Here is a 10,221-nt window from a genome sequence, read left to right as displayed (position 1 = left end):
CTTTATAAATAATTAATAGATTATTTATAAAGTTTTGTAAGTTTTCTGTAACGGACATTATGATGGGGGGAAAATACACATTTAGCTTACAAAAAAAGCTAGCCATTTTTACGACCGTATTAGCAATCATTACGTATTCAACGAGCGCTTTTTACATTTATGTTCTTTACGATTACGTTAAACAATGGCTTCCGTTTGGAAAAAATACGTTTACCATCGTGACGTTATTGCTCGGTATTTTTTGGTCTGGTGTATTGGCATATTTTGCGGCGCGTTTTATCACGAAACCGCTTTCTCAACTTGAGCAGGCCGCGTTAAAAGCCGCAGAAGGTGAAATTGGACAAGATGTGCCTGTGCCGAAATCCGATGATGAAATCCGTTCGCTTGCGCTTGCATTTAATACGATGTTGAACAATTTGCGTGACATGGTGCGCAACATTCAACATAATTTTGCGCATACGAATGAAAAAGTCGTTGAGATGACAAACGTGTCTCGTACCGCTGCGGAACAAGCAGAAAACATTGCGCGTACGATTGATGAAATTTCAAAAGGGGCGGATAATTCTGCGGTGGCAATGCAGACGACAGCCGAAGCGGTAGAAGATGTATTAGCGATTGCGGGAAATGTACAACAAAAAGCGATGCAGTCAGAAAAACTATCGACTGAGATGGTAGCAACACTTGAAGATAGTCAGCGCGTGATCGGTTCGCTGATTGCTGGCATTCAACAGTTAGCGAAAAGCAACGAGTCGTCATTGCATGTTGTAAAACGTTTAGAAGAGCATGCAAAAGAAGTCGGGCAAATCATTTCGCTTGTTGGAGATATTGCAGGGCAGACGAATTTATTAGCGTTAAATGCTTCAATTGAGGCAGCGCGTGCAGGAGAACATGGCAAAGGGTTTGCTGTCGTTGCAGAAGAAGTAAGGAAATTAGCAGATGAAAGTGCTAAAGCGGTACAAGGCATTTCAGAGCTCGTTCAAAATATTCAACATGAAGTAGCAAACGTCGTCAGTCAAATTACGGAACAAGTGAACAAGGCGAATGAAGAAGCGAAAAAAGGAAACGAAACAAATGAAGCCATTTCGCATATGAGTGCATCCATTCATGAAGTGGCGAATGCGGTAAAGCAAATTGCGCAACTTGTTGATGAACAAACGAAATACATTCAACAAACATCTGTTCAATCACAAGAAGTGGCTGCGATTGCTGAGCAAACATCAGCTGGTGCGGAAGAAGTGACAGCAGCGACACAAGAGCAAACAGTCGTCATTGAAAGCATGCGTGAGCTAGCGATGGAGCTTGGAGAACAAGCAGAAAAATTAAAACAAACGATTGCCCGTTTTCGTTTATAAGCATAATAAATGATGAAAAGACCGTCTCAACCCGTTAAAATGAAAGGAGACGGTTTTTTCTTTACAACGATTGAGGAGGGGTTTAAACGTGAAAGTAGCTATTGCATCAGACCATGGTGGCATTCGTATTCGTGAGGAAATTAAAAAACTAATGGATGAAATGGGTATTGAATATACAGACTTTGGTTGTGAGTGCGAAACATCGGTCGACTATCCAGATTACGCGTTGCCGGTCGCAGAGAAAGTAGCGAGCGGTGAATTTGACCGCGGCATTTTAATTTGTGGAACAGGCATTGGAATGAGCATTGCCGCAAATAAAGTGAAAGGTATTCGTTGTGCGCTCGTTCATGACGTATTTAGTGCGAAAGCGACGCGGGAGCATAACGACAGCAATATATTAGCGATGGGCGAGCGCGTCATTGGACCGGGATTAGCGCGAGAAATTGCGAAAGTATGGCTGACGACTCCATTTGAAGGGGGACGCCACGAAAAACGCATTCAAAAGATTTCCGCTTATGAAAACGAGCAATAAAGGTGGGAATGTCGTGACGGACATGAAACAATGGCGCGGTCAATGGCAAAAGGCGCTTGCGGAGTTTCGTGCTCAAGTGTCATTGACGGAAAAAGATGTTGTCGTCATCGGATGTAGTACAAGTGAAGTCATTGGAGAAAAGATTGGAACGGCAGGCACAATGGACGTGGCAGCGATGTTGTTTCAAGAATTAAAACGGTGGCGTGAGGAAACAGGAGTTCAGCTTGCTTTTCAATGTTGTGAACATTTAAACCGAGCGTTAGTTGTGGAACGACAAACAGCGATGACGAAGCAGCTTGAAATCGTAACTGTTATTCCGATTCGTAACGCAGGAGGGGCGATGGCGGCATATGCATATACACAGCTAGATGACCCTGTCGTCGTTGAACATATTCAGGCAGATGCAGGCATCGACATCGGCGCTACATTAATCGGTATGCATTTAAAGCATGTCGCTGTTCCTGTGCGAACATCGATCAAACAAATTGGACATGCGACGCTCACATTTGCGAAAACACGACCGAAACTGATCGGGGGTGAGCGCGCCGTTTATTCACAAGAAAAGGCGAACAAATCATGTTCGATCGGTTAATTTTGTTCACTTTTTCATTTGAAAATGTGTTAAGATAAAAAAGAATATTCACACTTTAGGGGAGGATTGTCAATGAGTCGCTTGTCACAGCAAGATCCACAAGTATTTCAAGCTATTCAAGATGAATTGAAACGACAACAAACGAAAATTGAATTAATTGCATCAGAAAACTTCGTTAGCGAAGCGGTCATGGAAGCGCAAGGATCGGTATTAACGAACAAGTATGCGGAAGGATACCCGGGACGTCGATATTACGGCGGTTGTGAACATGTTGACGTCGTTGAAGAGCTTGCGCGCGAACGTGCAAAACAATTGTTCGGAGCGGAGCATGCAAATGTTCAGCCGCATTCTGGGGCACAAGCGAACATGGCGGTATATTTTACAATTTTACAGCATGGGGATACTGTACTTGGCATGAATTTGTCACACGGGGGACATTTGACGCACGGAAGCCCGGTGAATTTTAGCGGTATTCAATACAATTTCATCGAGTATGGCGTTGATCCAGAGACGCACCGCATTAATTACGACGATGTTCGCGAAAAAGCATTAAAACATAAACCGAAATTGATCGTTGCTGGGGCAAGCGCATATCCTCGCACGATTGACTTTGCGAAGTTTCGTGAAATCGCTGATGAAGTAGGCGCTTATTTTATGGTTGATATGGCACATATCGCAGGGCTTGTCGCGGCAGGTTTGCATCCAAATCCTGTTCCGTATGCTCATTTTGTGACGACAACGACGCATAAAACATTGCGCGGCCCACGCGGGGGAATGATTTTATGCCAAGAGCAATTTGCGAAACAAATTGATAAAGCGATTTTCCCAGGCATTCAAGGCGGTCCGTTGATGCACGTCATCGCCGCAAAAGCTGTCGCGCTCGGTGAGGCGTTACGAGACGATTTCAAAACGTATGCGCAAAACATTGTAAACAATGCGAAACATTTAGCAGAAGCGTTAACAGCAGAAGGATTTACGCTCGTCTCTGGTGGAACGGACAATCATTTATTATTAATTGACCTACGTTCGATCGGATTAACAGGAAAAGTGGCTGAAAAAGTGCTTGATGAAATCGGTATTACAGTGAATAAAAATACGATTCCATACGACCCGGAAAGCCCGTTTGTCACAAGCGGCATTCGCATCGGTACAGCGGCGGTAACGAGCCGTGGCTTTGGACCCGAGGAAATGGATGAAATTGCGCGCATCATTTCCATTGCGCTCAAACATAAAGACGATGAACAAAAATTAGATGAAGCGCGCCGTCGCGTGGCTGCGTTAACTGAGAAATTCCCATTGTATGCGTAATGGTAGGTGTCCCGAACTGGGGCACCTTTTCTTCAGTTGAATCATCCGTTGTTTTTATGTAAAATTTACAAGAATGCATATTACAAAAAGGGGCGACTGATATGAGTAAAGTGTACGTATTTGATCATCCGTTAATTCAACATAAGCTTACATACATTCGCGACAAACATACAGGGACAAAAGAGTTTCGGGAGCTTGTCGAAGAAGTGGCGACGCTCATGGCATTTGAAATTACGCGTGACTTGCCGCTTCAAGAAGTCGAAATTGAAACGCCTGTCAGCAAAGCAAAAGCGAAAATGATTGCAGGGAAAAAACTAGGGATCATCCCGATTTTACGGGCAGGGATCGGAATGGTGGACGGCATTTTAAAGCTCATTCCAGCGGCAAAAGTCGGACATATCGGCTTATATCGCGACCCGGAGACGTTAAAACCGGTGGAGTATTACGTCAAGCTTCCGACAGATGTTGAAGAGCGCGACTTTATTGTCGTCGATCCGATGCTTGCGACAGGGGGATCAGCTGTTGAAGCGATTCATGCGCTGAAAAAACGTGGCGCGAAAAACATTAAGTTTATGTGTTTAATCGCCGCACCAGAAGGAGTAGAGGCGGTGCAACAAGCGCATCCAGATGTCGATATTTACATTGCCGCATTAGACGAAAAATTGAACGATCACGGCTATATCGTACCAGGTCTTGGCGATGCTGGAGACCGTCTATTCGGAACGAAGTAAGGTGGGCGTGATGAATAAACGAAAAGTGATGACCATTTTTGGGACGAGGCCGGAAGCGATTAAAATGGCTCCGCTCGTTTTAGAGTTGCAAAAGTACGAAGACATTGAATCGATTGTGACCGTCACAGCGCAACATCGTCAAATGCTCGATCAAGTGCTTCATATTTTCGGTATTCAACCACACTACGATTTGAACATTATGAAAGAGCGTCAAACGCTTGTCGATATTACGACAAGGGCGCTTGCTGGTTTAGACGATGTCATGAAAAAAGTAAAGCCAGACATCGTCCTTGTCCACGGCGACACGACAACGACATTTGTCGCTAGTCTGGCAGCGTTTTATAACCAAATTGCCGTCGGGCACGTGGAAGCAGGACTTCGAACGTGGAACAAATACTCGCCGTTTCCAGAAGAAATGAATCGACAGTTGACGGGCGTATTAGCTGATTTGCATTTTGCTCCGACAGCGAAAGCAGCCGAAAATTTGCGTGCGGAAAATAAACGGGAAGATGCGATTTTCATTACAGGTAATACGGCAATTGATGCGTTAAAAACAACAGTGCGTGAAACGTATACGCATCCGATTTTAGAAAAGGTTGCAGGAAGCCGCATGATTTTATTAACAGCGCACCGCCGTGAAAACCTTGGCGAGCCGATGCGAAATATGTTCCGTGCAGTCAAAAGGCTAGTGGAAGATTATGATGATGTGCAAGTCGTTTACCCTGTTCATTTAAATCCTGTCGTACGTGAGTTAGCGAACGACGTATTAGGAAATGATAAACGCATTCATTTAATTGAGCCGTTAGATGTAATCGACTTTCATAACTTTGCAGCAAGAGCGCACATCATTTTAACAGATTCAGGCGGTGTACAAGAAGAAGCCCCTTCGCTTGGCGTGCCTGTTCTCGTGTTGCGCGATACGACGGAGCGCCCTGAAGGCATTGAAGCAGGAACACTCAAGTTAGCTGGGACCGACGAACAAACGATTTACAAGCTAGCAAGTGAACTATTAACAGATGAAAAAGCATATGATCAAATGGCAAAAGCGTCAAATCCGTACGGTGATGGGTGGGCATCGCAGCGGATTGTCGAAGCGATTCGCTACTATTTCAAACAAAGCGATGTTCCGCCAGCGCCATTTCAGCACGAGAAAGGGATGTCATGACGCATCCCTTTTCTTTACCAAAAATTTTCCCTCTTTTTGTGACCGAACGCATTGACATCACGTTTTCACTATTGTATGCTTACAAAGGGATAACGATAACCTTTTTAAAAATACAGTAAATTCTGAAAATGAAAAGTGAGGCTTTCGTATGCGGCAACATGAGCGCCATCCGTTTCGAGCGATCGGTTTGATGACGGCTATTTCTTCCCAACTTGCCGGCTCTATTTTAGTCGGGATTTTTGGAGGGCGCTTTGTCGATGAGCGTTTTAGTACCGAACCACTCTTTTTAATTATCGGTTTGCTTCTCGGTTTAGCCGCAGGTGTTTATGCAACGATTCGTCTCATTCGCTCATTTTTTTCAGGAGAGGAAAAATGAACGAGCTACAACAACATTGGCGACGTCACAAATCGTACATACTATATTTGCTGGCGGTTTACGTGCTTGGTTGGGCATTTACGCCTTATTCGCAAGCGTTTTCAAGTTTGCTTCTCGGAACAGTTATTAGCTTATATAACGGCTGGACGATGGTGCGGAAAGTTGAACGATTTGGACAAGCGATTGCGTCTGGTCAAAAAGCGCGCTCACTTGGCATGATGTCACGCATGGCTGCTGCTGCGTTGGCTGTTTTCATTGCTTTTCGTTGGCCAGAGCAGTTTTCTGTTGGGTGGATCGTATTGGGATTAATGACATCTTATATTGTCATTATAATAGATTTCTTTTTCCAAAAAACAAAAGGGGAAGAGAGGTGAGTACAGATGCATCACGAAGCTCCTTTATACACGTTGTTTGGCTTAACATTTAACTTAGCCAACGTATTAATGATTACGGTTACATCCGTCATTGTGTTTGTCATTGCCGTATTAGCAACACGCAACTTAGCGATGAAGCCAACGGGAATGCAAAACTTCCTTGAATGGGTCATGGATTTTGTCAAAGGCATTATTAAAAGCAATATGGATTGGAAAACAGGTGGACGCTTTCATATCCTTGGTATGACGCTCATCATGTACATTTTTGTAGCAAATATGCTCGGTCTACCATTTTCAGTCGTCATTGACAACAAGTTGTGGTGGAAATCCCCAACAGCTGACCCGGTTGTGACGTTAACGTTGGCAACGATGGTTGTGGCGTTATCGCACTACTACGGCATCAAGCTTAATGGATTTAAAGAATATGCGAAAGGGTTCGTTAGCCCGATGCCAATTTTATTCCCGCTAAAAATTATTGAAGAGTTTGCAAACACATTAACGCTCGGTCTCCGTTTATACGGAAACATTTTTGCGGGTGAAATTTTGTTGGCGCTCTTGGCGGGAAGTTTAGCGACAGGAGTCGGGGGAACGATTGCGGCGATCATTCCGACGATCGCATGGCAAGGGTTTAGTATTTTCGTCGGCGCGATCCAAGCGTTCATTTTCACGATGTTAACAATGGTTTATATGGCGCACAAAGTGAGTCATGACCATTAATTTTCATACACATTCATTTCAACATAAAAAATTGAAGGAGGACTTTTCAAATGGGTGTATTAGCAGCTGCAATTGCAATTGGTTTAGCGGCACTTGGTGCTGGTATTGGTAACGGTTTAATCGTATCTCGTACAGTAGAGGGAATTGCACGTCAACCAGAGGCGCGCGGTATGTTACAAACAACGATGTTCATCGGGGTAGCGTTAGTCGAAGCGATCCCAATCATCGCGGTCGTTATCGCGTTCATGGTTCAAGGTCGCTAGAACTGAGCGCTCGTTCGAAACGAGCTATAACTGCATACGGAAACGAAACTCGTTCAACAATGGCGAAGATCATTCCATGAGAACCTTCGCCATTCCTTTATGTTCGTACGCACACGTTCCGATCGATAATTCGGGCGATTTTTGAAGGGAGTGAAACGCGCGGTGGTAAACATGTTTGTATTAGGTGCTGGTGGACATGGGTTCAACGGCGGCGACATCTTATTCCAATTAATCATGTTCCTCTTGCTCATGTTCTTGCTTCGTAAATATGCGTTCGGTCCGTTAATGGGCGTCATGAAACAACGCGAAGAGCACATTGCGAACGAAATTGAGCAAGCAGAAAAACATCATCAAGAAGCGAAAAAGCTTGCGGAAGAGCAACGCGAATTAATGAAAAAATCACGCCAAGAAGCGCAAGCGCTTATTGAAGAAGCACGCAAACTTGGCGAAGAGCAAAAAGAACAAATCATTCAAGCGGCTCGCCAAGAAGCAGAGCGCCTAAAAGAAGCGGCGAAAAAAGAAATCGCACAAGAAAAAGAACAGGCGATGGCAGCGTTGCGCCAACAAGTTGCTTCGTTATCCGTACTTATTGCATCAAAAGTCATTGAGAAAGAATTGAGCGAACAAGATCAAGCGAAGCTGATTAACGAGTATATTCAAGAGGTAGGAGAAAGCCGATGAACAAACAAGTCGTAGCGAAACGATATGCGTCGGCACTTTTTGAAATTGCGAAAGAACAACAGCTTCTTGATCAGCTCGAACAAGAACTTCGCGTCGTCAAACAAGTGTTTGCACAAAATGAAGCGCTTCTTTCTGTGCTAAACCATCCAAAAATTGCGCTAACGAAAAAGAAAGCGCTCGTCCAAGAAGCATTTGCAAACATTTCAAAGGTATTGCAACATACGCTCATGTTGCTTTTAGATCGCCATCGCATCGATATCATCAGCGATTTAGCCGATGCGTTTATTGCGCTAGCAAATGAGGCGCGCGGTGTAGCTGAGGCGATCGTTTATTCCGCTCGTCCGTTAACGGAAGATGAAACGAATGCGCTTGCAGATGTGTTTGCGAAAAAAGTCGGCGTCGACGCGCTTCGCATGACGAACATCATCGATAAAGATGTGATCGGCGGCGTCAAAGTGCGCATCGGAAACCGCATTTTCGACGGAAGCGTCAGCGGAAAATTAGCAAGATTACAGCGACAGTTAACTCGCTAACTTTATAGATAGGGGTGAAATGCATGAGCATCAAAGCGGAAGAAATTAGCGCGCTGATAAAAAAGCAAATTGAAAACTATCAGTCTGAAATCGAAGTGAGCGATGTCGGTACAGTCATTCAAGTCGGTGACGGAATCGCTCGTGCTCATGGCCTCGACAACGTTATGTCAGGAGAGCTTGTTGAGTTTGCCAATGGCGTCATGGGATTGGCGCTAAACTTAGAAGAAAACAATGTCGGTATCGTTATTTTAGGACCATATACAGGCATTAAAGAGGGCGATGAAGTACGTCGCACAGGTCGCATTATGGAGGTGCCAGTCGGTGAAGCGTTAATCGGTCGCGTGGTGAATCCATTAGGTCAACCAGTCGACGGACTTGGCCCAATTGAGACGACAGAAACTCGTCCGATTGAAAGTCCAGCCCCTGGTGTTATGGATCGTAAATCTGTTCATGAGCCATTACAAACGGGAATTAAGGCGATTGACGCGCTTGTGCCAATCGGTCGCGGTCAACGTGAGTTAATTATCGGAGACCGTCAAACAGGAAAAACGTCCGTTGCAGTAGATACAATCATCAACCAAAAAGGGAAAAACATGATTTGTATTTATGTGGCGATCGGACAAAAAGAATCAACCGTTCGTAACGTCGTTGAGACGTTGCGTAAATACGGTGCATTAGATTACACAATCGTCGTTACAGCGTCTGCGTCACAGCCAGCTCCGCTTTTATTCTTAGCACCATATGCGGGCGTAACGATGGGCGAATACTTCATGTACAAAGGACAACACGTTCTTGTTGTATATGATGACTTATCAAAACAAGCGGCAGCTTACCGTGAGCTTTCGTTGTTATTACGCCGTCCGCCAGGTCGTGAAGCGTATCCGGGTGACGTATTCTACTTGCATTCTCGCTTGCTTGAGCGCGCAGCAAAATTAAGCGATGCAAAAGGTGCAGGTTCATTAACAGCGTTGCCGTTCGTTGAAACGCAAGCGGGCGACATTTCAGCATACATTCCAACGAACGTCATTTCCATTACAGACGGACAAATTTTCTTACAGTCTGATTTATTCTTCTCAGGCGTGCGTCCAGCGATTAACGCCGGTCTTTCTGTATCGCGCGTCGGTGGAGCAGCGCAAATTAAAGCGATGAAAAAAGTATCTGGTACGTTGCGTCTTGACTTAGCAGCATACCGCGAGTTAGAGGCGTTCGCGCAGTTCGGTTCGGACCTTGATAAAGCGACACAAGCGAAACTTGCTCGCGGTGCGCGCACAGTTGAAGTGTTAAAACAAGGTTTACATGAGCCGCTACCAGTTGAAAAACAAGTAGCAATTATTTACGCATTAACACGCGGCTTCTTAGATGACATTCCAGTAGAAGACATTCGCCGCTTTGAAAAAGAGTTCCATGCGTGGTTGGATAAAGACGAAAACGGTCAAAAGCTAATGGAACACATTCGCACAACAGGTGATCTTCCAAACGAAGAAGACCTCAACAAAGCGATTGAAGCGTTCAAAAAGACGTTTGTTGTATCGGAGTAAGAAAAGTGAGCGGAACAGCATAGCTGTTCCGTCCCCTTTCAACAATTGAGCGAAAAAGG

At 44.8% G+C, this 10,221-nt stretch carries 13 protein-coding genes; all 13 read left to right on the top strand.

Features of this window, described 5'->3' with window-relative positions; genetic code table 11:
- Positions 1–62 precede the first annotated feature (62 nt).
- The 13 genes from ACYQY7_RS09260 (at position 63) to atpA (ending at position 10,162) form a co-directional block, all read left to right on the top strand.
- Positions 63–1,352 carry a methyl-accepting chemotaxis protein gene (locus ACYQY7_RS09260; protein ID WP_461201760.1) on the top strand — a complete coding sequence of 430 codons (1,290 nt, stop codon included), beginning with the start codon at positions 63–65 and terminating at the stop codon, positions 1,350–1,352.
- Between the two features lie 88 nt (positions 1,353–1,440).
- Positions 1,441–1,884 carry a ribose 5-phosphate isomerase B gene (rpiB, locus tag ACYQY7_RS09255; RefSeq protein WP_183247579.1) on the top strand — a complete coding sequence of 148 codons (444 nt, stop codon included), beginning with the start codon at positions 1,441–1,443 and terminating at the stop codon, positions 1,882–1,884.
- Between the two features lie 22 nt (positions 1,885–1,906).
- Positions 1,907–2,476, top strand: coding sequence for a TIGR01440 family protein (locus tag ACYQY7_RS09250; protein ID WP_461201763.1), 570 nt, complete (start codon positions 1,907–1,909; stop codon positions 2,474–2,476).
- A 72-nt stretch (positions 2,477–2,548) separates the two neighbouring features.
- Positions 2,549–3,784 carry a serine hydroxymethyltransferase gene (glyA, locus tag ACYQY7_RS09245; protein ID WP_461201759.1) on the top strand — a complete coding sequence of 412 codons (1,236 nt, stop codon included), beginning with the start codon at positions 2,549–2,551 and terminating at the stop codon, positions 3,782–3,784.
- 101 nt (positions 3,785–3,885) lie between these two features.
- Positions 3,886–4,515 (top strand): uracil phosphoribosyltransferase, encoded by a 630-nt coding sequence (upp, locus tag ACYQY7_RS09240; protein WP_461201758.1) that lies wholly within the window; start codon positions 3,886–3,888, stop codon positions 4,513–4,515.
- A gap of 10 nt (positions 4,516–4,525) precedes the next feature.
- The gene (gene wecB, locus ACYQY7_RS09235; RefSeq protein WP_461201757.1) at positions 4,526–5,680 is read left to right on the top strand and encodes a non-hydrolyzing UDP-N-acetylglucosamine 2-epimerase; all 1,155 of its coding nucleotides are present in this window, start codon (positions 4,526–4,528) and stop codon (positions 5,678–5,680) included.
- A gap of 148 nt (positions 5,681–5,828) precedes the next feature.
- Entirely contained in the window at positions 5,829–6,056 is a 228-nt protein-coding gene (locus ACYQY7_RS09230; RefSeq protein ID WP_461201756.1) for an AtpZ/AtpI family protein, read from the top strand.
- Positions 6,053–6,430, top strand: a complete 378-nt coding sequence (locus ACYQY7_RS09225; RefSeq protein ID WP_461201755.1) for an ATP synthase subunit I — start codon at positions 6,053–6,055, stop codon at positions 6,428–6,430. Before ACYQY7_RS09230 ends, ACYQY7_RS09225 begins: the two co-directional genes overlap by 4 nt.
- A 6-nt stretch (positions 6,431–6,436) precedes the next feature.
- Positions 6,437–7,147 carry a F0F1 ATP synthase subunit A gene (gene atpB / locus ACYQY7_RS09220; RefSeq protein WP_055440777.1) on the top strand — a complete coding sequence of 237 codons (711 nt, stop codon included), beginning with the start codon at positions 6,437–6,439 and terminating at the stop codon, positions 7,145–7,147.
- Between the two features lie 50 nt (positions 7,148–7,197).
- Positions 7,198–7,410 carry a F0F1 ATP synthase subunit C gene (gene atpE, locus ACYQY7_RS09215; RefSeq protein ID WP_003253662.1) on the top strand — a complete coding sequence of 71 codons (213 nt, stop codon included), beginning with the start codon at positions 7,198–7,200 and terminating at the stop codon, positions 7,408–7,410.
- Between the two features lie 171 nt (positions 7,411–7,581).
- Positions 7,582–8,091, top strand: a complete 510-nt coding sequence (gene atpF / locus ACYQY7_RS09210; protein ID WP_055440889.1) for a F0F1 ATP synthase subunit B — start codon at positions 7,582–7,584, stop codon at positions 8,089–8,091.
- Entirely contained in the window at positions 8,088–8,624 is a 537-nt protein-coding gene (locus tag ACYQY7_RS09205) for a F0F1 ATP synthase subunit delta (RefSeq protein WP_461201754.1), read from the top strand. The genes atpF and ACYQY7_RS09205 overlap by 4 nt, the downstream gene beginning before the upstream one ends.
- A gap of 23 nt (positions 8,625–8,647) precedes the next feature.
- Positions 8,648–10,162: a F0F1 ATP synthase subunit alpha gene (gene atpA / locus ACYQY7_RS09200; RefSeq protein ID WP_461201753.1), complete on the top strand. Its 1,515-nt coding sequence runs from the start codon at positions 8,648–8,650 to the stop codon at positions 10,160–10,162.
- Positions 10,163–10,221: the final 59 nt, after the last annotated feature.

Source organism: Anoxybacillus sp. TBDG-1 (genome assembly GCF_054815885.1).
Note: the sequence above shows the minus strand (reverse complement) of the source record. Positions and strands in the feature narration are given on the sequence as shown.